The following is a 23,903-nucleotide window of genomic DNA, read 5'->3' on the forward strand; positions in this document are numbered from 1 at the left end:
TGACTGCCGGTCAGTGTGAAGTGTGAGGATTTTAATCTGACCGTGCGGTGGGTCGAGCGTACGGAGCTAAACGGTTGCCAGCATCAACCGGGAAGGTGTCGCCCCGATGTGCAGCCCGTCCGTGCGGTTCGCGAGGTAGCGTTCGTTCAGCGCTTCGGGCGTCCATTCGCGCGAACTGCCAAAGCCTAGCGTCTTCAACATATCGGCGAGTGCCGCCGTATCGAAGAAGCTCTTCCACGGTTCGCCGCGTTCGGCAAACCTGGCTGTGAACTGCTCCATGGCGATGCGCATCATGGGGGGCAGGCTCGCGAGAGGAGTCGCGTACTCGATCAGCACCGCGCTGCCCGGTGCGCAACCTGCGAGGAAGCGCAACGTATCGCGTACCGCGTCCTCGTCGAGATACATCGTCACGCCGAGCCAACTGAAAAAGGCCGGTGCGTTTGGATCGAATCCGGCGGACGCCAAGCCCTGCGCGAGCGTCGTGCCGGCAAAGTCGACCGGGACGAAACGCAACGACGGCGGCACGGCGATGCCCGCCTCTTGCAGGCGCTCGCGCTTCCATGTCTGCGTCGCCGGCAAGTCGACTTCGAAGACGTAACCCGGCGCGTCAGGCCGCCGGTATGCACTGGTGTCGAGCCCTGCACCAAGGACGACGTACTGTTGCGTTCCGCGCGCGATAGCGTCCGCCCACAGATCGTCGGCGAGGCGGCTTCGAACCACCACCATGCTGCGCATGCCGAGCGACATCGGCTGACGGAACCGGTCGAGGTCGTCGCGTAGCGCCTGTACGCCAGCCTTGCCGAGGATCGTCAGCGCGGTCGGATCTTCGAGCACCAGAGGCCGGTCAACCAGTTGATGTGCGGCGCGCTGCGTCGCCACCGTCAATGCGCTCGGCTTGGGGCCTGCATTGGCGGGCGTCACGTCGTTCCCGATCATATGCGCCTTATGCAGATACGCCAGCAACGCATCGTCGAGACCTATCCCCGATTGCAGGTCGGGTTCGTGCATCAAAGCGTCGCGAACGCGCGACTCGAGAAGCGGGTCGTCGCCGCAGAAAGTGTCGAGAAAAAGCTGGTGCCAGCGCTTGACGATCGCCTGCACCGGTGCGGCGCCGGCGTCGTCGCCCGCTTCCCTGTGCGCCCGCAGCGCCATGACCAGCACGGGCCATGCTCGCATGTTCGCCTCGACGAGTTGACGGCGCCGCACTTCGTCGAGCTGCTCCGCGCTCAAATATTTGGCGAGCAATGCACAGCGCGCATGGATGAACGCTTTGTCGAGCCATGCCAGCATCGGCGGCGTGATGCCTGCGACAAGCTGCGCACGGGGCTCGCCGCTTTGCATCAACATGAGCTTGGTTGCGAGCGCTGGATCGTTACGCGTCATCTGCGTCGCAAGTCGGATCCAACGCAAGGCGAGTGCCTGGGCCGCATCGCTCTCGACCGGCAGCTTGCGCTGCGTCGCGTCGCGCACTTCGTCGATGAGTTGCGTCCACGAGGAATCGGTTGTAACGGCGGTGTCCGCTTCGGCGGCGAACAACGTGTCGAGGTCTTCGTCGTTCAGATGCGTTCGATACATGGTCATCACTTTCCGTGTGTTGAGCGGGTCGACGGGCGGTGCAACGTTAAAACATGACGTAGCGTCAGGTGCAACTACTATTTTTCGGGAAACTCGAAGCCGGGTTGGATCATGACGAAACTGTAGCCGGTATCATTGCAGATTCGCACGGCGCTGGGGAGGCCGTGCCGCTCGCATACTACTTCGTCAACCCACAGGTAACCGCCATGACGGCTGCAACGCAATTCGACCACGTTTCCGTTATCAAACGAGCCAACGTCTACTTCGACGGCAAGTGCATTTCGCACACCGTGCTCTTTCCTGACGGCACCCGCAAAACGCTCGGCGTGATCCTGCCCGGCACCCTGAACTTCGGCACCGACGCGCCCGAACTCATGGAAGTGCAAGCCGGCCAGTGCCGCATTCGCCTCGACGGCAGCGACCAGTGGACGACCTACGGCGCGGGCGAATCGTTCTCGGTACCGGGCAAAAGCCGCTTCGATATCGACGTGATCGAAACACTCGATTACGTCTGCAGCTATCTTTGAGGCACGCATCGACTTGATGCGTCTCTTGCATTTCCTCGTAAAAGCGAAATGCGATGATAGAGCAAACACAAGGGCGGACTGTGATCACTGCGCAATCCGCCCGCATCCAAAACGCGCTTTATCATTTTTTGCAAATTGAAAGGCTGCTGCGCAGGCGATGCAGAATATATGAAAAACGCACGCTCGCTACTGACGTGAATATTCACTAGAATGCCTGGCGGTCACGCGGCCTTGGTAAGGCATATCGAGAAGTAAAGATGCGCCTACCCGGTATTTATCGAGGAAGCCAAGCGTGACCTTAAATCTCAGATCGCGCTGACCAAAACAGCGCTTCCCCATTCGCGCTCAATTCATACGATGTCGAGAACTCTCGTTTCCCGCTTTGCTTTGTTCGCTGTGGGTCTGTTCAGCGTCGCGACGTGCCATGCGGCGTGGGTCATCGTGGATGCGGGGCATACGCAGGCCCATCCCGGTGCGACGGGTGCGAGCGGCCGTGTCGAGCACCTCTATAACCTCGACCTCAGCAAAGCCGTTGCCGACGATCTGAAAGCGGACGGCGACCGCGTGACGCGCACCGGCGCAAATGACGTTGAGATAGCGTTGGCCGATCGTCCCAACGCCGTGCCCAATGCAGACTTCTTTATTTCGATCCATCACGATTCGATGCAGCAGGCGTGGATCGACTCGGGACGCAACAAAGCGCTCAAAGGCTATGCGATCTTCGTCTCCGAACTCAATCCGCACTACGAGCGAAGCCTCGCTTGCGCGAAAGCGATAGGTGAGCGCTTGCAGGCGGCCGGAGAAACGCCGTCGCTTTACCATGCGACGCCGATCAAAGGAGAAGACCGTCCGCTGATCGATCGACGCCTCGGGATTCACAGATTCGACGATCTGGTCGTGCTGAAAACGGCTCGCATGCCGGCGGTTTTGGTGGAAGCGGGCGTTATCGTCAATCCCGACGAGGAACGAAGATTGGCGCAACCGGCCACGATCGACAGACTGGCCGATGCCATCTCCAAAGGCGTCATGGATTGCCACCCGTGTTGCGCCGTGAACATGACGCAACAACGCCTCGCATTCCTCCAGGAGCGTGAGCGCGAGCGCGAGTGCAACAGCACGGGCTGCGCCAACGACAAGCTCGGCCAGTAATCAAGCCGTCACGGAAAGCCTTCCTCACGCGCGGCCATTTGTTCAGGGTGGCCGCCGCTTTCTGCTTTTCTGCTTTTCTGCTTGCCGCTTCCGATCTCCCATGCGATGCCCCGCATACCATCGCATCGCCCCAGGCGTATCATTCAGTCGTCGTTGACCCCATTGAATCGGTTCTTACGAACGAGGCGAATCGATGCTTGCCAGCAACGGGCAGCGGCCCAGCGTATTTCGCGGTCTTCTTGATCGATTTAGAGAGCATCCCCTGGCGCGGGTCGGGCCAGGACTAATCACCGGCGTCGCCGACGACGACCCGAGCGGCATCGCCACCTATTCGCAGGCGGGCGCGCAATTCGGCTTCGGCATGCTTTGGACCATGCCGCTTGCGTTTCCATTGATGGCAGCCGTCCAATTGATGTGCGCCACGCTCGGCAGGGTGACGGGCAAAGGGCTCGCTGCCAACATCAAAAGTGCATTTCCGCCGGTCGTGCTTTACTGCGTCGTATTCCTGCTACTCGTCGCCAATACGCTGAACATTGCGGCCGACGTTGCCGCAATGGGCGAATGTGCGGAGCTCGTAACGGGCATCGATCGCCACCTGATGACGGCGATCTTCGTCTTCGCGACGCTGTTGTTGCAAATCTTCGTGCCGTACCACCGCTATGTGGTTTTCCTGAAGTGGCTGACGCTCGTGCTGTTTGCCTACGCCGCCGTTTTATTTACCGTGCATGTGCCCTGGGGGCAGGTGGCATTGCGCACGGTGTGGCCGCGTTTTACCTTCAATGCGCAGGCGGCGGCCGTCGTGGTGGGCGTCTTCGGTACGACGATCAGTCCGTATCTGTTTTTCTGGCAGGCTTCGGAGGAAGTCGAAGACATGCAGGCGAAGCAGAACGGCCTGCCGCTCGTGCGAGATTCATCCGCGGCGCCTTCGGAATTGCGGCGTATTCGCTGGGATACATGGAGCGGCATGCTCTATTCGGATCTGACGGCCTGGTTCATCATGCTCGCCACGGCCGTTACGCTTCACGCCTCGGGTGTCACGAGCATCGATACGGCTGCGCAGGCCGCGAGTGCGCTGCGGCCGGTCGCGGGTGAGTTTGCGTATCTGCTCTTTTCCGTGGGTATTCTCGGCGTCGGCATGATCGGCGTGCCGGTGTTGGCGGGCTCGGGCGCGTATGCGCTTTCCGAAGCGATGAATTGGAAGGAGGGCCTCGAGCGAAAGGTACCGGACGCTGCAGGCTTCTACGGCATTATCGCCGTCAGCGTGTTGCTTGCACTCGTGCTGCAGTATTCGCCGATCAGCCCGATGAAGGCGCTCTTCGCGAGCGCCGTCATTAACGGCGTGGTGGCCGTACCGCTGATCGTCGTCATCATCGTGCTGGTGTCCAAACGTTCCGTCATGGGGCCGTACACGGCGAGCCGCCCGGTGCGCGTGCTCGGATGGATCGCGACCGTGGTCATGGCAGCCGCCGCGCTCGCGATGTTCATACGGGCGCTCTGGCAATAGCGATCGCTTACAGCCCGATCGCCATCGCTATCAATCCCGCAACGATGCCTCCGGCAACGACGCCCGCACACGTCAGTGCGAGCGTTCGCGGAGAAAACGAGCGGCCGAGCATGGCGACCGAAGGCACGCTGACGGGCGGCAGCGTCAGCAACAATGCGGCGGCGGGAGCCGTTGCCATGCCGAGCGCGAGCATGGCCTGAATGATCGGCACTTCGCCCGCGGTCGGAATGACGAACAGCGCGCCCGCAAGGGCAAAGGCGACGACCCAGGCCAGACTCGCGTCGATACCGGGACCGATGTGAGGAAAGAGCCATGCGCGGGCGGCGCCCATCAACAAGACGAGAACGATGTATTCGGGTACGAGACGCACGGTCATGCGCGCGAGGATTTTCAGCCAGCGAACGAACATGACGCCGGTTTCTCCGTTCGTCGACATCTCTTCCATGGCGCTTTGTGCGGCAACCGCTTCCCGATCCGTGGCAGCGCGGTCCACCAGGTAGCCGATGCCGAGCACCATCGCAACACCGAGTGCAAGCCGCAGCCCCATCCATTGCCAGCCGAGCACGAAGCCGATGAAGACGAGCGTGGCGGGATTCAACAGCGTATTGCCGAGCCAGAACGCGATCGCCGCACCGGGCGTGGCCCGACAAGCGCGCAGTCCCGCGACGACGGGCGCTGCGCAGCAGGTACACATCATGCCGGGTAACGACATGACGGCGCCCGTGACGACGCTGCCGAAGCCGGTCTGGCCCAACGCACGCGCGATCCATCGGGCCGGGATCAGCGCCTGTACGGCAGAACCGAGCAGCAGACCGAGGACCATCGCTTGCCAGATCGCTTTTCCGTAGGCGATGGCGTAACTGAGCGCCGCTTGCCATGAGGCGGCGGGCGGAGCCGATGCCGTGCCCATCAAGATCGAATTACCGATGGCGTGATGGCTGGCGGCGACGAACGCGCGGTTGTAGTACGGGAACCACTTGACGTAAAACAGCCCGCATACGGCGATCGTGAGCAGGAGGGCTGGGCCGATCAGGGGGCTGCGGTTTTTGACGGCTATCGTTTTCATCGGCGTGACGGGACGTAATGGGAGGCAATAAAGGTGGGATCATACCTTCACTATGCCGTCCGGTTGAAGTTGCGTCCGTTGCCGCCGCCTCACCGCCAGCTGCCTTCTCCTTCAAAACCGATACGACACCGCCAGAAACGTAATGATCGGATCGGCGTTCAGCTTCGCCTTGCTGACCGCAAGCAGGGTCCCATCCGCGGCTTTGATGTCGGTCTCGGCATATGTTTTCAACGGTGCGTAAGACACCGACGCATTGAGTTGCCAGTGCTTCGTGAGCGAATAGGCTGCGCCGACATTGAAAATCGGCGTCCATGACGAAGACGACTTCGCCGACACGCTGGTCGGTCCCGGCTTGCCGGCCCCCGCCGCGAGCACGCTGCCGAGATTGTCGTTGATCGATTGCGAAAAATTCGGATTCAGTTCAAACGAATTGAACCACGTGTAAGTCACGCCGATTCCGATGAAAGGGCGAAACCGCGCTTCGGCTTTGCCGAAGAAATATTGCAGCATCGCGCCGGCCGTCCACTGCCTTACCTTACCGACGATCGGATTCTTCGACGGTGCGCTCAGGTTTTCCTGCCCGAGCGCACCGGCTGGCCCCGGTGGTTGGATCACGCCATAGCCGTTGATATGGAATTGCGGCGGTACACCGCCGAGTGCCGTCAACGCGATGTGGTCGGTCAGAAAATGTGTGAACGTGAGCCCCATCGTATTGGAATGGCTGACGCCCAATCCCGTGCCGGCCGACGTGAATGCCGGCGGCAGCCCGAGCGGCCCGTTGATCGCCATGGGCGCGACGTGTGTGGTGAGCGGATCGCTCGTGTACTGCGGCGCAATGTGATACCAGCCCAATGAAACGACATTGTCGCCGGCCTGCTGCGCATAGATCCCCGTCGAGACGCATGCCGCCAAAAGCGGTACGACTACCTTCCTGATCCCCATGTTGTGTTTCCTCGGCTCTTTTTTTCGTAAGGACTACTGAACGAATGCGCTGACGGCGAAGTACGGGGCGCCCGGATCTGTCGTATCGAGGTAACCGATCATCCCGCCCGAGAAAATCATCTTGCCCGGCGATGTAGCGGCGGATGCCGTCCGCTTCTTCGTTGCGATCAACCCGGCCAACGTCTGTCTGTAATCGAGGTCGAGCGCCGTCGCGAGTGCGGCTTGAGACGCGTTGAATGGATCGAGCATGGTCGCCTGTGAATTGATGAGTGCCGTCGTGCGATAAGCGAAATTGCTGTCGACGCCGACGTACTCACCGTTCAGCGAATTCGCCGCGACGGCGGATTGAGGCGCGAGCATTGCGATGCCCGATTCGTCGTCGGCCAGCGGCGTTTTCGGCGGCGAGCCAGGCGGCGAGACGATCGACGGGTCTGCTGCGCCCACGCGAATGAGGATCGGCACGAGTTGGCTGCGCAGTTTGCCGACGATCAGAATGCCCCGTGCTTGTGGGCCTTGCACGGCCTGCGTAGCTGCAATCTGCCCCGTGAAGTGATGGGTCTCGAATGTCGCCGAATCGGCGCGCGTGACGAAGTTCGTGCCCGATTGCCGACATTGCCCGGCATAGAGCCCGCTGTTGTCGCACTCGGTGAAGCTGCCGTCGGCGTTGATCGTGAATGCGGCATCGACGGCGACGGGCACGAAATTTTGCGAAGGCGCCTTGTGGTAGCCGAGCATCGAATAGGTGCCAGCGATTTCGGAGAGATTGGTCGACGTTTGCGAGAAGGCGATGAAGGGGTAGTAGGGGAACGTCGTATCCGGCACCACACCGACGCCCCCAACGCCCGCGAAGGCGATCTGCGCGCCGGGGATCGTCCCGCCGAGCACGCCTTCGCCAAGGAATACTCTGGCAGGACGTGCAGGATCGAGACTCGCCTTGTCGAGGCGAAACGCGCATTGATTGAGCTTCGTCGTCGGCAATAGCGTTTCCTGCGTCAACGTACCGGACACGACGTTGTTCGGCGCCGATGCGCGTGTCGGCAGGACGGTGCCTTTCGTCACGGGCACGGGCGAGGCGAGATACGTGATTTGGTAGGTCATCGCCTTCGTATCAAGCTGCACCTGCACGAGTTCGCCCGAGCCGGCGCCGCCTGTGAAGACCGTGTCGTAACCGATCGCCTGCGGACATAGCCGCGCCTCCACGGGAGCTGGCGCATCCCCGCCGCTGCTGCTGCCGCCGCAAGCGGAGAGAACGATGGCGGCCAGTGCTGTCGAGAGCAGACTTCGGAAGATCATAAGGAGTCCAAAATAAATAGTTCAAAACGAAACCGCCGCGCCCGCTCCTCGCGAGGCGGGCGCGCTCGACGCCGCGGCCGGGCGGCCGCGGCCGACACTTCAGTTATCCGTCAACGTTCAGGACCGGCGTAGTCGTCAGCGTGCCCGAGACCGAGCAGCCGCCGGAAAGAGGCTGATTCGAAAGGCCTATCGTCGTTTCCTTTTGCTTCGTGTTTTGTGCGATGGTTGCGTTGATCGCAGTCGATTCGCACTGGCCTCCGATCACGGGGATCGCGACATCGACGCCAACGTTGTTGAGCGTGAGATTGGACGCATTCGTCACGTGTCCCGTCCAAGGAAGATTCGTCGCGGTAACCAACGAACACAGGTTGGCCCCCGTGAAAACGGCCGACGAGATCGAGATTTCCCCTGTGCCGCTGATCGTGCCGACGAGGCGCGCCTGGCAGCCGATCGCGTTGCCCGACTTCGTCAGCGCGGTGGCGCCGCTCAAACTGATCGGGCCAGCGGGAGTAACCGTCACGGCAAAAGCGGGGGCTGACGCCGCAACGAACCATGCGAATGCCGCACCGATAGGGACGAGCTTGAAACTCTTCATATAGAGAACCTCTCATCGAGTTGATGGCAGGAAGGGACGGCGGCCCATTGGCGCTGCCGGCCGCCTCTTGAAGCGTTACCGCAGCTACTGTACGAACGCGCCAATCGTGAAGAACGGATTGGGCCGGCCCGCGCCATTCATCAGCATGGCGTACACGGAACCGACCTTGATCAGGTAGCCGGTGTCGCCCGCTTGGAAAATGGAGGCGGCGCCGGAGGTGAAGGGGTTGAGCGCGGTGACCTTGACGAGTCCCGGCTGTGTTTGCGTGAAATCGAGCGAAAAATTCGTCGCGGCGGTCGATGTGAAGGGATCGAGGAAAGCAGCGCTCGCGCCTTCGAAGAGGGTCGACGTGTAGTTGACGCCCGCATGCGTGGTCGTCGTATCGTCAAGGCAGGCGCCTTCGAAGATCGGGGGCGATGCCGAAGTGGCCGCATAGGCGCTGACGAGGCCGCAGGCCGTGACGCTGTTGGCGCCGATGAACGCGCCTGCCAATGACCATGAGTCGAGCTTGTGCGCGGGCGCGAGTAGCGAGATGCCGAGTTGATCGTCGACTGAGGAATCGGATAGCCCGGTGCCCGAATGCGCATATCCGACACGGATGACGACCGGCACGACTTGTCCGTTCAAATCGCCCGCAATCAGAATGCCGTGCGCCCGGTTGCCGGCGAATGCCGATTGCAGTTGGCCGGCGCCCGCGTCGGGATAGACGTTGCCCAGGCCCAGATCGAGATTGGCCGCGCTCGTGAAGACATGGTCGGGCGAGCCGTCCGCGTTCATACGTGGGACCCAGTTTGCGCCCGTCGTCGGGCACGATGTGTACGTTTGCCCGCTGTCGGGCGTGCATGAGCCGTCGGCGTTGATCGTCTCTGTCAACTGGATGCCGTCGACCTGCCATCCGAGCGGGATGCCCACCGGGTTGGCGGCGGTCGTTTGAAAGTTGCCGCCCGACGGCGTGAAGTGAATGCCGAGTTCGTTGTAGTGTCCGGCCACCTTCGAGAAGTCGGTCACGGTGTGGCTGAAGGCGATGAACGGGTAGTAGTCGAACGTCTTGCGCGGCACGACGGCGACCTGGACGCCGGGCGCGAGCGAAATACCGTCGAATTGCACGGTCGAGCCGGGGATGCCGCCCCCGACAATGCCGTTGCCGACGAACAGCATCGGCGGATCGTTCGGATTGATTACCACCTTGTAGCTGCCGTCGGCGGTTTGGCCGTTTTTCAGCACGAACGCGCAACGGTTCTGCTCGGCGGTGGGCAGTTTGAGCGGTGTCGTGGCCGCGCCTTGTGCGTTCGCAACCTGATAACGATCGGCCGTGTCGAAGTCGCCGACGATCGTGAAGCCGGCGCGCGTGCCGTTGACTTGCCCCGCCGAAGTCGGCACCTCCGATTCGACGAATGTCATTTGATACTGCTTCTTGGACGTATCGAACCTGACCTTGATGTATTCGCCGCTGCCGGAGCCGCCGGTGAAAGTCGTGCCGTAGTCGAGCGAGGCAGGGCACAAGGCGGCCGCCGTGGACGGCGCCGTGGTCGCGCCGGATCGCGAGCACGTGTTGCTCGTGCAAGGCGTGCTGGCGATCGGCGCCGGATCGTCAGATCCCCCGCCGCCGCAGCCGCTCGAGAGCAGTGCGACGGAGAGCATCGCGGCCGACGCTGCAATAACCGATTGAATGCGCGCGATCGGCATTTTTGTCTCCTCGTGAATTCGTTTGGATTGACTGGTATTGGCCTCTCAAATCGCTTACCGGAGGCTGCGGGCGTTACCCTAAGGGCGGCGCGCGACCGGTGTAAATAGAGACGCGTATCCAAACGGGCTTTTATTTTTTGCCCAATGTTTACGAGGGAATGTGCGATCGTTTAAAACATCACAGGGACGGATGCTTTACATGAAATTAATGCTATTCGGGTCAATTAAATTGAGATGCCGATTTGTGCGTTTTTTGTTGGAATCTACGGGGTCCTCCCTCGATTCATTCACATGAACAGTCTCACGTGTTCTTGCTGAGAAAGATAAAACGGCGGTTGCGTTTGATCGATTCAGGCCGGCGACATTGGATAACTGTCCTCGACCCCTCTCGTCCAATGTTCGAGCAGCAAATCTTTCAGTAAGGGCAAGGTCTGACTCAGCAGCGGTCCCTGCGGACGCTGCGCGGACGTCGCGACCCAGAGCGTCGTTTCCAGGCTCGGTTGACGGATGGGGCGTACTTCGAACTCTTGTGCGTGTCCGCTCGAATGGACTGCATTGAGCGACAGGACCGCGTGGACCCCTTCGTCCCGAACGAGGGCCAGAATTGCCTGGATGCTTTCCACTTCCACGGCAATGCGCGGCTTTAGCGACGCTTGCGCCATCGTCGCTTCCAGCAGCATACGAATGGAGTGGGGCCGGCTTGGCATCACGAGTGAGCGCTGGGCGACCTCCGCGAGACCGATCGCACCTTTGCCCGAGTCGCCGTTTGCGGCGGCAGGGTCAGTACGGCGGGAGACCAGATAAAGCTGCTCGGTAAGCACGGGCGCTAACTCGACCGCCGAAGAAGTCGGGACGGTATAGACCACCGCGCAGTCGGCGCGACTGATTGTCAGCCACTCGAGCACATAGCTGGAGAGCCCCTCCAGGACGCATAGCGTCGCCTTCGGGAAACGGTCACGAAACGCTCTGACCAGCGGAGTCGTCAGGGTCAGGCTCACGCTCGGCGGCAACGCCACGACGATCCGTCCCGTTAAGGCGCCTCGGCCTTGCTCCATGTCCAGTTGCGCGCGTTCGATTTGCGCCAGCACGCTACGGCCGTGTTCCAGGAAACGCCTGCCGGCTTCAGTCAGCGTCACGCCTCGACCGTTGCGTTCCAGAAGAACCTGACGGAACTCCACCTCCAATGCTCGTACCTGCCGGCTGAGCACGGGTTGCGCGATGGAAAGGAAATTCGACGCCCGCGTGAAGCTTCCAAGCTCCGCGACGTGAACGAAGGATTCGAGCTGCCGAAGTTCCATGATCATCTCCTGAGTTGCATAAAACGCATATCTACTATGCTGGATATGTCATTGCAGAATGGCAGAAAACATAAAAAAATACAAGCACATCACGGAGCGAGGTCGACTCAGCCATGCAGCACGCCATACCTTGTTTGTTCATGCGCGGCGGCACGTCGCGCGGCCCCTTTTTCAACGCAGCCGATCTTCCGGCGGACGTGGCTGCCCGGGATCGCGTGCTGCTCAATGTGATGGGATCGCCCGATCGGCGCCAGATCGACGGAATGGGGGGAGCGCATCCGCTCACGAGCAAGGTTGGGATCGTGAGCCGCAGCAGCCGGCCCGATATCGACCTGGAGTTTCTGTTCGCACAACTGCAACCCGACAGCGCCACGGTCGATACGACACCCAACTGCGGCAACATGCTCGCGGCGGTCGTGCCATTCGCGTTGGAAACCGGCCTCGTCCTGCCACAGGGAGACGTGACGACGTTGCGAGTCCTGACGCGCAATACGGGCATGGCGTGCGATATCAGCGTGCAAACGCCGGATGGGCGGGTGGTGTACGACGGGGATGCACGTATTGACGGGGTGCCCGGCACGGCGGCTCCCATCTCCATCAACTTCCTGGATACCGCCGGTTCCGTGTGTTCGGGACTGCTGCCGACCGGTCAGGTCCGCGATCGCGTGGAACTCGATTCGACGTTGACGATTGAGGTGACCTGTATCGACAACGGCATGCCGATGGTGCTGCTGCGTGCGGACGCGGTCGGCCGCACCGGACAGGAGTCGGTCGCGGATCTGAATGCCGATTCCGAATTGAAAGCGACGCTCGAAACGCTTCGTTTGCGCTGCGGCGAATTGATGGGTCTCGGCGATGTCACGTCCAAGACCTACCCGAAGATGTGCCTGATTGCGGCCCCTGTCGCTGGGGGCAGTGTGGCGACGCGCTGTTTCATCCCACACGTTTGCCATGACGCGATCGGCGTGCTGGCCGCGGTGACTGTCGCTACCGCCTGCGTACTCGAGGGCAGCATCGCCGACGGTTTGGCATCCGTCCCTGCGGGCACGCGCAAGCAAATTTCCGTCGAGCATCCGTCAGGCGAATTCAGCGTCGAACTCGAAACGGATCCTGTCAATCCTCAGACCGTGCAGCGAGCCGCATTGCTGCGCACCGCGCGATTGATCATGCGCGGTGAGGTCATGGTGAGTCCCTTCGCATGGAATGGAGAAGGTGCAACATGATCATTGATTGCCACGGCCACTACACCACGGCGCCGAAGGCGCTGGAAGAGTGGCGCAACCGCCAGATAGCCGCGTTGACAGATCCGGCGCAACAACCGAGCGCAACGGATCTGAGGATCAGCGACGACGAGTTGCGCGAATCGATTGCTACCAATCAGCTCAAGAAAATGCGAGAGCGCGGTAGCGATCTGACGATTTTCTCTCCACGTGCCAGCTTCATGGCGCATCACATCGGAACATTCGAGACCAGCGCGACATGGGCCGGTATCTGCAACGAGCTTTGTTATCGGGTCTCGCAACTGTTTCCCGATAACTTCATCGGCGCAGCGATGCTACCGCAGTCCCCGGGTGTCGATCCGAGCAGCTGCATTCCGGAATTGGAGCGCTGCGTGAAGGAGTACGGATTCGTAGGCATCAACCTGAACCCGGACCCTTCGGGCGGTCATTGGACTTCCCCGCCGCTGTCAGATCGTTACTGGTATCCGATTTACGAAAAGATGGTCGAATTCGGGATTCCTGCAATGGTCCATGTTTCGACCAGTTGCAATGCGTGCTTCCATACCACGGGCGCTCATTACCTGAACGCGGATACGACGGCATTCATGCAATGCCTGACCTCCGATCTGTTCAAGGATTTTCCCGAATTGAAGTTCGTGATCCCACACGGCGGCGGCGCCGTGCCCTACCACTGGGGCCGTTTCCGGGGACTTGCACAGGAACTGAAGAAGCCGTTGCTCGAAGAGCACCTGCTCAACAACATCTTCTTCGATACCTGCGTCTATCACCAGCCGGGCATCGACCTGCTCACCAAGGTGATACCGGTGGACAACATTCTGTTTGCGAGCGAAATGATCGGCGCGGTACGTGGTGTCGATCCACAGACCGGATTCTATTTCGACGACACGCTACGGTATGTCGAGGCCTCGTCCACTCTGTCGGCCGAGGACCGGCACAAGATTTACGAAGGCAACGCCCGGCGGGTTTATCCGCGCCTGGATGCCACTCTGAAGAGGAAGGGACAATGAGCACTCCGATCCATGCCGACCTTGCCAGCCAGCTTGGCATTGTCAAACGCAATATCACGCGCGCCGATGACGCGGTAGTAAAGCAACTTTCGGGATTCGGCGTGGCGACCGTTCACGAATCCATGGGCCGCATGGGGTTGATGAAGAACTATATGCGGCCGATCTACGCTGGCGCATACGCGTGCGGCACAGCAGTGACCGTGCTACTGCATCCGGGCGATAACTGGATGATGCATGTCGTAGCCGAGCAGATTCGGCCCGGGGACATTGTCGTCGCCGCGGTTACGGCCGATACGACCGACGGGTTTTTCGGCGATTTGTTGGCGACCAGCTTTAAGGCACGCGGAGCGGTGGGTCTTGTGATCGACGCGGGATGCCGCGATGTCAAGGACCTCACGGCCATGACGTTTCCGGTGTTCTCAAAAGCGGTTAGCGCGAAAGGCACGGTCAAAGCGACGGTCGGCTCCGTGAACATTCCCGTGGTATGCGCCGGCGCATTGGTCAATCCCGGCGACATTGTGATCGCCGACGACGATGGCGTTGTCGTTGTCCCTATCACACTTGCACAGCAAGTCGCCGACGCGGCGCGTACGCGCGAAGCCAACGAAGCGCAGAAGCGGAAGAAACTCGCGGCGGGCGAACTTGGACTGGATATGTACGCGATGCGCGCGCCGCTCGAGCGCGCCGGGCTGAAGTATATCGACTGAGTTCGATCGCCACGACGATATACACCACTTTGCCGCACCGAACTATCGAAGTTTGAAATGGCGGTGAGGTGGTGTGGCCGATAACCTGAATGGGTGCAAACACGTCATGTCCACGCATTTCACAAAGACTCCCGGTTGGTTGGATTGGTACCGGGGTCCTTCACGACCCGTTTTTCAATTGCCGCCCGGCGCAGTGGATGCCCATTGTCATGTCTTCGGGCCTGGCGAGCGCTTTCCTTATGCGGCGGAGCGCAAGTACACGCCCTGCGACGCCAGCAAGGAGCAACTGTTTGCGCTCCGAGATCATCTGGGCTTCGCACGCAATGTGATCGTGCAGGCTACTTGCCACGGCGCGGACAATCGCGCGTTGGTCGATGCCTGCCTTGGATCGCAAGGCAGGGCGCGTGGCGTTGCCACCGTGAAACGCGGCGTAAGCGATGAGCAACTGCGCGAATTGCATGCGGCGGGAATACGTGGCGTGCGATTCAATTTCGTCAGGCGGTTAGTCGACTTTACCCCGAGGGAAGAACTCCTCGAAATTGCAAACCGCATTGCCGAACTCAACTGGCATGTCGTCGTTTATTTCGAGGCGGCCGATTTACCCGAGCTTTGGGATTTCTTCACAGATTTGCCGACGATTGTAGTGATCGACCACATGGGGCGTCCGGATGTCTCGCAGAGTCCGGACGGTGACGAGTTCGAGTTGCTTGTGCGTTTGATGCGCGAGCATCCTAACGTGTGGTCAAAGGTGAGCTGTCCCGAACGGCTTTCCGTATCGGGGAACCCAGCGCTGGATGGCGAACGGGAGGCGTACAGCGATGTAGTGCCGTTCGCGCGGCGCTTGGTGGAAACATTTCCCGATCGGGTGCTTTGGGGTACCGATTGGCCTCATCCGAATTTAAAAAACCATATGCCGGACGACGGCCTACTGGTGGATTTCATTCCGCGCATCGCAACGACGGCCGAGCTCCGGCAAAAGCTGCTGGTCGATAATCCGATGCGCTTGTACTGGGGGGAATGATGAACGCCCCTGCAACGCGCGCCTATCGCCAAATCCCGGGAACCTATGTTTTCGACGGGGAGCATTGTCGGAAAGGATACGCGCTCAACATGTTCTGCAAGTCGCTCGACCTGGATAGCAATCGGGTGGCGTTTCGCGCAGATTCCCCGGGCTATCTCCAACGGTTCAACCTGACCGATGACCAGCGCCGTGCTGTGGTCGACCGCGACTGGCTTGCTATGTTGCGGCTGGGCGGGAACATCTATTACACGTTCAAGCTCGCGATTTTCGACGGCTTAACCATGCAGCACGTGGGCGCTGCCATGTCGGCTGACGGAATGTCCGTCGATGAATTTCGCGCCATGATGGTTGCCGGAGGTCGGCCGGTGGACGGCAACCGCAGTATCGAGGAGTGGTCCCATGGCTAGGCTCGTCGGAGGTGTCGCTACCTCGCATGTGCCATCGATTGGCGCCGCTATCGATCACGGCAAAACGCAGGAACCCTATTGGAAGCCCCTATTCGATGGGGTGATGGCTGCACGCGAATGGATCGGTAAGGTCAGGCCCGATGTCGTCATCGTCATCTATAACGATCATGCGTCGCGATTTGGGCTGGATATGACACCCACCTTCGCGATCGGTGTGGCTGACGAGTTCCCCCCGCACGACGAAGGATACGGCCCCCGGCCTGTACCGGTATGTCAAGGCGACCCGGCATTGGCATGGCATCTGGCCGAATCGCTGATACTGAACGACGAATTCGACATGACGATGGTCGGCGAGATGACGGTCGATCACGGCCTTACTGTGCCGTTGTCGCTGATGTTCGGTCAGCCGGATCAGTGGCCATGCCGCGTCATCCCCCTGTGCGTCAATGTGATCCAGTATCCGCAGCCGACCGCGAAGCGTTGCCTGAGGCTCGGACGCGCGCTCCGGCGGGCCATCGATTCATACGGGCCCGACATCAAGGTCGCGGTTTTTGGCACAGGCGGTATGTCGCATCAACTGCAAGGAGAACGCGCCGGGTTGATCAACGCGCCTTATGACAGGCAATGGCTCGATCGCATGGCACACGACCCGCTGTCGCTCGCGCAAATCGGGCATGAGGAACTCTTGCGCGAGGCAGGATCGGAGGGGCTCGAGATCATCATGTGGCTCATCATGCGAGGCGCATTGAATGAAGCCGTGCGTGAGATTCATCGCTTCTACCACGTGCCCGCATCGAACACAGCTTATGGCCTGTTGGTATTGGAGGACGCGTGAGCCCCGCACTGAAGGTTGCATTGGTCGGTGCGGGGGCATTTGGCATCCAACATCTCGACGCGATTGCCGGCTTGGAGGAGGCGGTGGTCGTGTCGCTCGTGGACAGCGATCTGCACAAGGCGCGTGAGGTTGCGGCGCGCTATGGGATTGCACAGGCCAGCTCCGGGCTGTACGAAGCGTTGGCACAGCCCGAGATAGAAGCGGTGATTCTATGCACACCCACCCCTGCACACGCGGAGCAGGCTATCGCGTGCTTGCAGGCGGGCAAGCACGTGATGGTCGAGATTCCGTTGGCCGACTCCCTCAGTGACGCCGAAACAGTGGCGCTATGGCAGCACCGCACGGGACTGATTGCGATGTGCGGGCATACGCGACGTTTCAATCGCGGACACGAGTGGATGCGCACTCGAATAAGCACCGGGCAGTTTTCGTTGAGGCAGCTCGATGTGCAAACCTATTTTCTGCGCCGCACGAACATGAATGCGCTGGGTCAGCCTCGCGATTGGGTCGACCATCTGTTGTGGCATCACGCGGCTCACACGATCGATTTGTTCCTATATCAAACCGGGGAGGAATTGATTGCGGCGAACGTGCTGCAGGGGCCGGTCCATCCGACGCTGGGCATCGCCCTTGACATGTCGATTCAACTGAAGAGTCGAAGCGGTGCTTTATGCACGCTATCGCTCAGTTTCAACAACGCCGGGCCGCTCGGCTCGACGTTTCGGTACATCGGCGACGGAGCGACCTATATCGCACGCTACGACGAGTTGATGGACGGTATGGGCACAGCCGTTCAAGCCGATTCCTCCGATATCAAATCAAGCGGCGTCGCGCGGCAAGACGCCGAATTTTTCGCCGCGATTCGCGACTGCCGCGAGCCGAACGCAAGCGTGGCTAGCGTGCTCCCTTGTTACGGGGTGTTGGATCGACTCGCACGACAACCGGGCTGAACGCCCGGCTGTGGCAAACGTATCGGCGGCCCACGCCCCAGGGCCGCAAGTCACACAAACATAAAAAATCAACTATTTCCCATATAAAGGATTGGAGACATGAAAACCATTCTGACTGCGACGTTAGTCGCGGCTTCAGTGCTGACTTCCGTTCATGCACGCGCACAGGGTACCGTAACGCTCTATGGAATTATCGATACCGGCGTGGATTGGGAAAGTCAGTCGGCAAGGGCACCCGGTCAAACCAGCGTATCGGGTTCGGCGATTCGCATGACCTCGCTCTCGGGCGCGCTACCGTCGCGATGGGGATTGCACGGAAAGGAATCCCTGGGCTCGGGCGTGAACGCCATTTTTGAACTGGAGAGCGGTTTTGCGCCGAATTCGGGCGCACTTCAGAATGGCAATCGCCTCTTCGGGCGGTCCGCTTGGGTAGGACTCGAGACACCCTACGGCACGATTCGCGCGGGACGTCAGATCAACATGACATACGTTGCGTTGATGAAGTCGACGGTGTTGGGTCCGGCGCTCTATTCGTTGGCGGCGCTGGACCCTTACCTGCCCAATAGCCGGTCCGATAACACGATAAGTTACTTCGTGAACTTTCACCATTTCGTTGCTGGCGCCACTTACAGCACAGGCCGCGATGGGGCAAGCAGCCCGGGAACGGCGGCGGTGAACGGCGGAGCCGCGTTCAATCCGGGAGCAACGAATTGCCCGGGCAATGTGGGGGGAAGCTCAACAGCGTGCCGGCAGATTACGGCGTTGGCCGGCTATTGGGGACCGGAGCTGGGCTTGCAGTTCGTCTATGACCAGTTGCGCGGGGGACCGGGCTTGTTGCCCGGGAGTGTCTCTTACGACCCGTCGATGCCGCTGGTGCTCTCGAACTCCGGTCAAACCACGACACGATATATGGTGAGTGGATATTTCCAACTGGGCAAATTTGCCTTGCGTGGCGGCGCCATCCATCGTATGACGACGGCGGCGACAAAATATCAGACCAATATTTTCTTCGGCGGCGCGTCGTACATGCTGAGACCCGATATCGAGCTTGACGGCGAAGTGTCCAGAATCACCACGACGGATCAAAAGAACGCCAACTACTACGTGATGCGTGCGACCTATCTGTTGTCTAAACGAACCTCCCTCTACACGATGCTTGGTTTTATGCAAAACAATAGCCGCGCATCCTATTCGGTTGGCGCCGGCAACTTTACGGTGCCGAACGCGAAACAGATCGGTGTGTTGCTCGGTATGCAACATCGCTTTTGAGAATGTTCGCCGGCCCAGCGCACGGCGAATCGGGCGGGCCAGCGGCGCGACGACCTATGCGTCGATGGCTTCCTCGACTTCTTTATGAAATTGGGCGAGCTTCTGACGAACGACGTCTCGAACCAATGCCGTCCCCTGCGCAATCAGCACGTCGTTCGATGCGCGCGCCGGCGTCACCACCGAGAGGCTGCATCGTAGTGCGGGTTTGCGTATGCGATGCAGTCGCAACGTCGGGTCCCCGATGCAGGGATGCACTCCGCTCAATGGAATGACCGAGCACCCGTAGCCTTTGCGCACCAGGTCCAGGATCGCCGTGAGATTCTCGATTTCATGCACGACTTGCGGCTTCAACCCGAGCGCCGCCATCGCGCTCGCCAGTGTCGCATGCACGGCATTGACGGTGCCGGCAGTCACCAGCGGAAGCGTAGCGACGTCGGCGAGTGTGAGTGAACGCGGGAGTGCTTTTCCTGCGCGCCGTGTCGCAGCGCTCGCGACGAGATACAACTCCTCGTCGGCCAGCAAACGCAATTCCACGACATCGCTCGGCGGTTGATTGTAGACCACCGAGCAGTCGAGCTTGCCTGTGCCCACGAGCTCGACCAGATTGGCAGACAAGCCGTCAACGGTGCGCAGTGTGACTTCGGGCAACCGCTCGTGGAACGCATCGATAAGCGGGACAACGACCGTGCGCGCGAGACTGGGGGGCAATCCCAACACCAGGTTCCCCTGTGCAGGCCCCGTGCTGCCCCTCACCGCGCGTTCGGCAAGCGCAATCTGGCGCAGGATCAATGGGACGTGATCAAGCAGACGTTGACCCGCATCGGTCAGGACGAGTCCGCGGCCGGTACGCCTGAACAGTTCCGTACCAAGCTCTGCTTCGAGCTGCCCGACCTGCCGGCTCAGCGCGGCTTGTGTCAAGCCAAGGACGCTGGCGGCACGCGTCAGATTGCCGATTTCCGCGATACGCGAGAAGTGCTGGAGCTGCTTGATTTCCATGTCCCATGCCCATAGTCCGAACGCTTGTACAGATTGTATATCAGATATGCGAGAAATGCGATTTTCATATGGCAGGTATCAATATATCGTAATGCTTAACGAGGCTTGCGCCGACGAGCTACTTCAATTGCCCTTGAACAGAACTTAGGAGACATGATGGACACCTCCACACACCCGATCACGATCAAGCCCCGTCCGCGTGGAGCCGACCGGTATCAGTACTTGACGCAGACCAATGCGGGTACGCCGGCGGGCGAACTGCTCCGACGTTACTGGCAGCCGGTGGCGCTGATCGAGTCGTTGCCCGTTGGCGCTGCGCCGCAGCCGATCCGCATCATGGGTGAAGACCTGGTGTTGTTCCGCGATGACGATGGTCAAGTGGGCTTGATCGATCGGAAGTGCGCCCACCGGTGCACCGACCTTGCGCTGGGCCGTATTGAAGCGGGCGGCATTCGTTGCCCTTATCACGGTTGGCTGTTCGACGTACACGGACGCTGTCTCGATCAACCGGCGGAAGCTTCGGCGACGGCCAAAGATCGCATCCGGATGAAGTCTTATCCGCTTCATGAGGCCGGAGGCGCGTTCTGGGCCTACATGGGCCCTGGCGAGCCGCCCCTTTTTCCAAACTACCCCGCACTTGCTGGCGGTAGCGAATATCGCTACACCACGCGATGGTTTGGCGATTGCAATTGGATGCAGGCGAGCGAGGGGAACATCGACCCTGTCCATACCTCGTATCTGCACCAGTTGGAATTGTCGAGTGCCGACATGCAAGCCCGCTGGGGTGTGTTTTCAAATCAGGCGCGGCCCGAGCTTTCCGTCGAAGACACCCGCTTCGGCGTGCGGCTCTATACGCTGCGCAAGATCGAAGGTACCGATCGCTCATCTATCCGCATCACCAATTTCGTCATGCCCAATGCGTGTGCTGTCGGTGGTTTCGAGGGCTACCTTGGGGAGGGCGGCATCACCATGCTATGGGACGTTCCTATCGACGATGAACATCACTGGCGTTGGGAGTTCATCTTTCATCGCAGCGGCAAGCTGGATAAAGATGCGCTTCACAAGCAATACGAATCCGAGAAGGTTGAAGGCGACCGCATGCGCAGAGCGAAAAGCGATTTGTATTCGCAGGATCGCGAATCGATGGCTCGGCAAGCGTATCTGGGCCTGGGCGAGTGCTTCTCGGTTCATGACATAGCGATCACGCAGTCGCAAGGCACGGTCCACGACCAAAGCCAAGAGCATCTGTCGTCGTCCGACATCGCCATCGTTCGTGCCCGCCGGATGCTCGACGAAGCTGCACAGGCGCTCGCAGAAGGGGGTGATCCTCGCGGCGTGGTGCGCCGTCAAGAGGAGAACGAATTCCGAGACATGGTCGTGATCACCGGCGAGATCAGCGCCGGGGAATCGAAGGAAGCGTATTGCGCGAATTACGCCGAGAGCAGCGATCTGTTCCGGTTGCAGCCACTCGAGGCATGACGTCCCGCTCGTGCCGCCGCTCCATGCGGTGGCACGAGCCGCTTTTGTAATACCCGAATTCAATCGATGCACCTTGCCATGAATATCATTCCCGTTCGAGTTACTGCCGCCGAAACCATTGCAGAAGGCATCCGTCTGCTGAAGCTGGCACCCCGGGACGGATCCATGCTACCCGTATGGGAGCCCGGTTCCCATATCGATCTGCATCTGGGACCGGGAATCATCCGGCAGTATTCGCTGTGCGGATCGTATCGAGACACCTCGACGTACGAGGTTGCCGTCAAACGGGAAGCAGCATCGCGCGGTGGCTCGAAGTTCGTTCACGAATCGTTGAGCGTGGGCAGCGAATTGAGCATCTCTGCACCGCGCAACCTCTTTCCGATGCATCGCGGAGCCCGCAGAAGTTTGCTGGTAGCCGGTGGCATCGGTATTACACCCATCATCAGCATGGCGCGCCTGCTTCGTGATCGCGGCCAACCGTTCGACTTGCTGTATTTCGCGCGTTCCGAAGCTCACGCGGCATTCCGCGACGAACTGAGCGGCGCAGCGCTCGACGGCTCGTGCCAATTGCTATTTGGCCAGGAGCGTGACGCCGTCGAGGCGACGTTGGCCAATGCGCTTGGCAACCGTCGAGACGACTGCCATTTGTATCTGTGCGGGCCGCAACCGTTCATGGACACGGTGCGCATGGTCGCTGCGCGCCACGGCTGGCCTGACGATGCCGTGCACCTCGAATATTTCGCCGCAACGCCGGCATCTGGCGCCGAACTCGAAACCTCCTTCGACCTGAAGCTGGCGCGTTCGAACAAGACGTTCACGGTTCCGCCGGGCAAGACGATCGTCGATGTGCTACGCGAGCATGGCACGGACGTTGAGACGTCATGCGAGCAAGGCGTCTGCGGAACCTGCGTCGTGAAAGTGTTGGATGGGTGCCCTGACCATCGCGACTGCTTTCTCACCTCACAGGAGCAAGCGAGCGGAAATTGCATGGCGATCTGCGTATCGCGTTCGCGTTCCACGTTGCTCGTAGTCGACTTGTAATTTCAGGCCGCCACTTATAGGCGGAGCCGTCATCAAAATATTCGGAGACAACATGTCGAAGCGATTCGATGGGATGGGCTACGCGCGCACGATAGCAGTAGGCGCACTCGCGATACTCCCCGCTCAATATGCACGGGCGGTCGACGGTATCGCGCTCAGCGGCACCGGTGTTATGTCGGCCGGTATGGGAGGCACTTCCATCGCATTTCCGCAGGACAGTACGGCGGCCGCCGACAATCCTGCAGGCATGGGATTAGTGGGTTCGAGAACCGACTTCGGCGTTCAATTGCTTGAACCATTGACCGACTTCGATTATGGGAGCGCGTCCAACAAGCTGCATACCGGAAAGGTGTATCCGGTTCCTGACGGCGGTGCGAATTGGCAGATCACGCCGCGGCTGACGCTGGGCGTGTCGCTGTTTGGCGTCGGCGTCGGCACGAGTTATGGTCGGCCCGCCCTTCCGATTGCAGGTGCGGGGGTGGCCCAATCGAGCTTGGAGACGGCGATCGCCGCGCCAACGGTCACATACAGAATCACGGAGCACAACATCATCGGTGTCAGCCTGGCGCTGGCATACGAACGGTTCTCCGCAAATGGCGCGATCGTTCCCATGGGCGATGGGACATTGCACCCGCTGCCCTCGCATGGGGTGTCGAGCGCTTTCGGCTACGGCGCGCGGATTGGCTATATCTGGCAGCCCACCCCGGCATTCACGTTTGGCGCGAGCTACGCCAGCCGCATTCGGATGAGTAAGCTGAGCGGCTACGAAAACGACCTGCTGGCGGGCGGCGGCGGCCGAATCGATATCGGCGCTCAATACGGTGTCGGCATCGCGTACAAGGTCGTGCCAAGCGTCACGGTTTCCGCGGACTGGTTGCACCTCGAGTTTTCGAATACGGTCATCGGCTCGGCACAAGGATTCGGCTGGCAGAACCAGGATTTCTTCCGCATCGGTGCGGCATGGGACGTGAACCCGCGATGGACGCTCCGAACGGGCCTCTCACGCGGCAACCATCCGATCGGACCATCAGTGGTCGCGCAGAACCTGCTATCGGCTATGCCGGTCTCGACAGCGGTTTCCGTGGGCACGACCTACCGATTCAACAAGACCGATGAAGTGAGCGGGGTTTTCGAGTACGGATTCCCTGTCACGGTTGCCGGCGACGGCTCCAGCACCGGATTTAGCGAAAGAACAAAAACCGAGGTCTTCGGCGTGAGTTACGGGCACCTCTTTTAGGTCGTATAGCCGGGAGTCGATGCCGGTGAAACGGCACATCGGATCTCATGAGAAAAGAAGAGTCAATATCAGGAAAAC

22 protein-coding genes are annotated in these 23,903 nt (G+C 60.4%); 14 read left to right on the plus strand and 8 right to left on the minus strand.

Going from position 1 to position 23,903, the window contains the following annotated elements:
• Positions 1 to 66 precede the first annotated feature (66 nt).
• Positions 67 to 1,581 (minus strand): class I SAM-dependent methyltransferase, encoded by a 1,515-nt coding sequence (locus C0Z19_RS15375; RefSeq protein WP_102610697.1) that lies wholly within the window; start codon positions 1,579 to 1,581, stop codon positions 67 to 69.
• A 200-nt stretch (positions 1,582 to 1,781) separates the two neighbouring features.
• On the opposite strand from C0Z19_RS15375, the gene ppnP reads away from it, so the two are divergent.
• The 3 genes from ppnP to C0Z19_RS15390 all read left to right on the plus strand — a co-directional run bounded on the left by ppnP (position 1,782) and on the right by C0Z19_RS15390 (position 4,755).
• Positions 1,782 to 2,102 carry a pyrimidine/purine nucleoside phosphorylase gene (gene ppnP, locus C0Z19_RS15380; protein WP_102610809.1) on the plus strand — a complete coding sequence of 107 codons (321 nt, stop codon included), beginning with the start codon at positions 1,782 to 1,784 and terminating at the stop codon, positions 2,100 to 2,102.
• A gap of 357 nt (positions 2,103 to 2,459) precedes the next feature.
• On the plus strand, positions 2,460 to 3,251 hold the full coding sequence (locus C0Z19_RS15385) for an N-acetylmuramoyl-L-alanine amidase family protein (protein ID WP_102610698.1): 792 nt from the start codon (positions 2,460 to 2,462) through the stop codon (positions 3,249 to 3,251).
• 193 nt (positions 3,252 to 3,444) lie between these two features.
• Positions 3,445 to 4,755, plus strand: a complete 1,311-nt coding sequence (locus C0Z19_RS15390; protein ID WP_102610699.1) for an NRAMP family divalent metal transporter — start codon at positions 3,445 to 3,447, stop codon at positions 4,753 to 4,755.
• 7 nt (positions 4,756 to 4,762) lie between these two features.
• Here C0Z19_RS15390 and C0Z19_RS15395 read toward each other — a convergent pair whose 3' ends face one another.
• From C0Z19_RS15395 to C0Z19_RS15420, 6 genes are all read right to left on the minus strand, one after another.
• Positions 4,763 to 5,821 (minus strand): permease, encoded by a 1,059-nt coding sequence (locus C0Z19_RS15395; RefSeq protein WP_102610700.1) that lies wholly within the window; start codon positions 5,819 to 5,821, stop codon positions 4,763 to 4,765.
• A gap of 111 nt (positions 5,822 to 5,932) precedes the next feature.
• Positions 5,933 to 6,757 carry an OmpW/AlkL family protein gene (locus C0Z19_RS15400; RefSeq protein WP_425330289.1) on the minus strand — a complete coding sequence of 275 codons (825 nt, stop codon included), beginning with the start codon at positions 6,755 to 6,757 and terminating at the stop codon, positions 5,933 to 5,935.
• A 39-nt stretch (positions 6,758 to 6,796) separates the two neighbouring features.
• Entirely contained in the window at positions 6,797 to 8,056 is a 1,260-nt protein-coding gene (locus tag C0Z19_RS15405) for a DUF2957 domain-containing protein (protein ID WP_102610702.1), read from the minus strand.
• A gap of 103 nt (positions 8,057 to 8,159) precedes the next feature.
• On the minus strand, positions 8,160 to 8,651 hold the full coding sequence (locus C0Z19_RS15410; RefSeq protein WP_102610703.1) for a PraA/PraB family alkane oxidation protein activator: 492 nt from the start codon (positions 8,649 to 8,651) through the stop codon (positions 8,160 to 8,162).
• Positions 8,652 to 8,735: 84 nt separating this feature from the next.
• Positions 8,736 to 10,337: a DUF2957 domain-containing protein gene (locus C0Z19_RS15415; protein ID WP_233196155.1), complete on the minus strand. Its 1,602-nt coding sequence runs from the start codon at positions 10,335 to 10,337 to the stop codon at positions 8,736 to 8,738.
• Positions 10,338 to 10,687: 350 nt separating this feature from the next.
• The gene (locus C0Z19_RS15420) at positions 10,688 to 11,635 is read right to left on the minus strand and encodes a LysR family transcriptional regulator (protein ID WP_102610811.1); all 948 of its coding nucleotides are present in this window, start codon (positions 11,633 to 11,635) and stop codon (positions 10,688 to 10,690) included.
• Positions 11,636 to 11,748: 113 nt separating this feature from the next.
• Between C0Z19_RS15420 and C0Z19_RS15425 the strand changes: the two genes are divergently transcribed.
• The 8 genes from C0Z19_RS15425 to C0Z19_RS15460 all read left to right on the plus strand — a co-directional run bounded on the left by C0Z19_RS15425 (position 11,749) and on the right by C0Z19_RS15460 (position 19,072).
• Positions 11,749 to 12,858 carry a 4-oxalomesaconate tautomerase gene (locus C0Z19_RS15425; RefSeq protein WP_102610704.1) on the plus strand — a complete coding sequence of 370 codons (1,110 nt, stop codon included), beginning with the start codon at positions 11,749 to 11,751 and terminating at the stop codon, positions 12,856 to 12,858.
• Positions 12,855 to 13,883, plus strand: coding sequence for an amidohydrolase family protein (locus C0Z19_RS15430; RefSeq protein ID WP_102610705.1), 1,029 nt, complete (start codon positions 12,855 to 12,857; stop codon positions 13,881 to 13,883). Before C0Z19_RS15425 ends, C0Z19_RS15430 begins: the two co-directional genes overlap by 4 nt.
• Entirely contained in the window at positions 13,880 to 14,590 is a 711-nt protein-coding gene (gene ligK, locus C0Z19_RS15435) for a 4-carboxy-4-hydroxy-2-oxoadipate aldolase/oxaloacetate decarboxylase (protein WP_102610706.1), read from the plus strand. Before C0Z19_RS15430 ends, ligK begins: the two co-directional genes overlap by 4 nt.
• A 106-nt stretch (positions 14,591 to 14,696) precedes the next feature.
• A complete protein-coding gene (locus tag C0Z19_RS15440; protein ID WP_102610812.1) occupies positions 14,697 to 15,611 on the plus strand; it encodes an amidohydrolase family protein in 915 nt (304 codons plus the stop codon).
• Positions 15,611 to 16,018 carry a protocatechuate 4,5-dioxygenase subunit alpha gene (gene ligA, locus C0Z19_RS15445; RefSeq protein ID WP_102610813.1) on the plus strand — a complete coding sequence of 136 codons (408 nt, stop codon included), beginning with the start codon at positions 15,611 to 15,613 and terminating at the stop codon, positions 16,016 to 16,018. Before C0Z19_RS15440 ends, ligA begins: the two co-directional genes overlap by 1 nt.
• Entirely contained in the window at positions 16,011 to 16,853 is an 843-nt protein-coding gene (locus C0Z19_RS15450; RefSeq protein ID WP_102610707.1) for a class III extradiol dioxygenase subunit beta, read from the plus strand. Before ligA ends, C0Z19_RS15450 begins: the two co-directional genes overlap by 8 nt.
• Positions 16,850 to 17,803 carry a Gfo/Idh/MocA family oxidoreductase gene (locus tag C0Z19_RS15455; protein WP_102610708.1) on the plus strand — a complete coding sequence of 318 codons (954 nt, stop codon included), beginning with the start codon at positions 16,850 to 16,852 and terminating at the stop codon, positions 17,801 to 17,803. Before C0Z19_RS15450 ends, C0Z19_RS15455 begins: the two co-directional genes overlap by 4 nt.
• A gap of 99 nt (positions 17,804 to 17,902) precedes the next feature.
• The gene (locus C0Z19_RS15460; RefSeq protein ID WP_102610709.1) at positions 17,903 to 19,072 is read left to right on the plus strand and encodes a porin; all 1,170 of its coding nucleotides are present in this window, start codon (positions 17,903 to 17,905) and stop codon (positions 19,070 to 19,072) included.
• Positions 19,073 to 19,126: 54 nt separating this feature from the next.
• Here C0Z19_RS15460 and C0Z19_RS15465 read toward each other — a convergent pair whose 3' ends face one another.
• Entirely contained in the window at positions 19,127 to 20,068 is a 942-nt protein-coding gene (locus tag C0Z19_RS15465; protein WP_102610710.1) for a LysR family transcriptional regulator, read from the minus strand.
• Between the two features lie 156 nt (positions 20,069 to 20,224).
• Here C0Z19_RS15465 and C0Z19_RS15470 point away from each other — a divergent pair, with 156 nt between their 5' ends.
• The 3 genes from C0Z19_RS15470 to C0Z19_RS15480 all read left to right on the plus strand — a co-directional run bounded on the left by C0Z19_RS15470 (position 20,225) and on the right by C0Z19_RS15480 (position 23,825).
• A complete protein-coding gene (locus tag C0Z19_RS15470) occupies positions 20,225 to 21,547 on the plus strand; it encodes a Rieske 2Fe-2S domain-containing protein (protein WP_102610814.1) in 1,323 nt (440 codons plus the stop codon).
• A 78-nt stretch (positions 21,548 to 21,625) separates the two neighbouring features.
• Positions 21,626 to 22,588 (plus strand): PDR/VanB family oxidoreductase, encoded by a 963-nt coding sequence (locus C0Z19_RS15475; RefSeq protein ID WP_102610711.1) that lies wholly within the window; start codon positions 21,626 to 21,628, stop codon positions 22,586 to 22,588.
• 52 nt (positions 22,589 to 22,640) lie between these two features.
• Positions 22,641 to 23,825 (plus strand): OmpP1/FadL family transporter, encoded by a 1,185-nt coding sequence (locus tag C0Z19_RS15480; protein ID WP_102610712.1) that lies wholly within the window; start codon positions 22,641 to 22,643, stop codon positions 23,823 to 23,825.
• Positions 23,826 to 23,903: the final 78 nt, after the last annotated feature.

The sequence above is a fragment of the Trinickia soli genome (assembly GCF_002879855.1).
Taxonomy (GTDB): domain Bacteria; phylum Pseudomonadota; class Gammaproteobacteria; order Burkholderiales; family Burkholderiaceae; genus Trinickia; species Trinickia soli.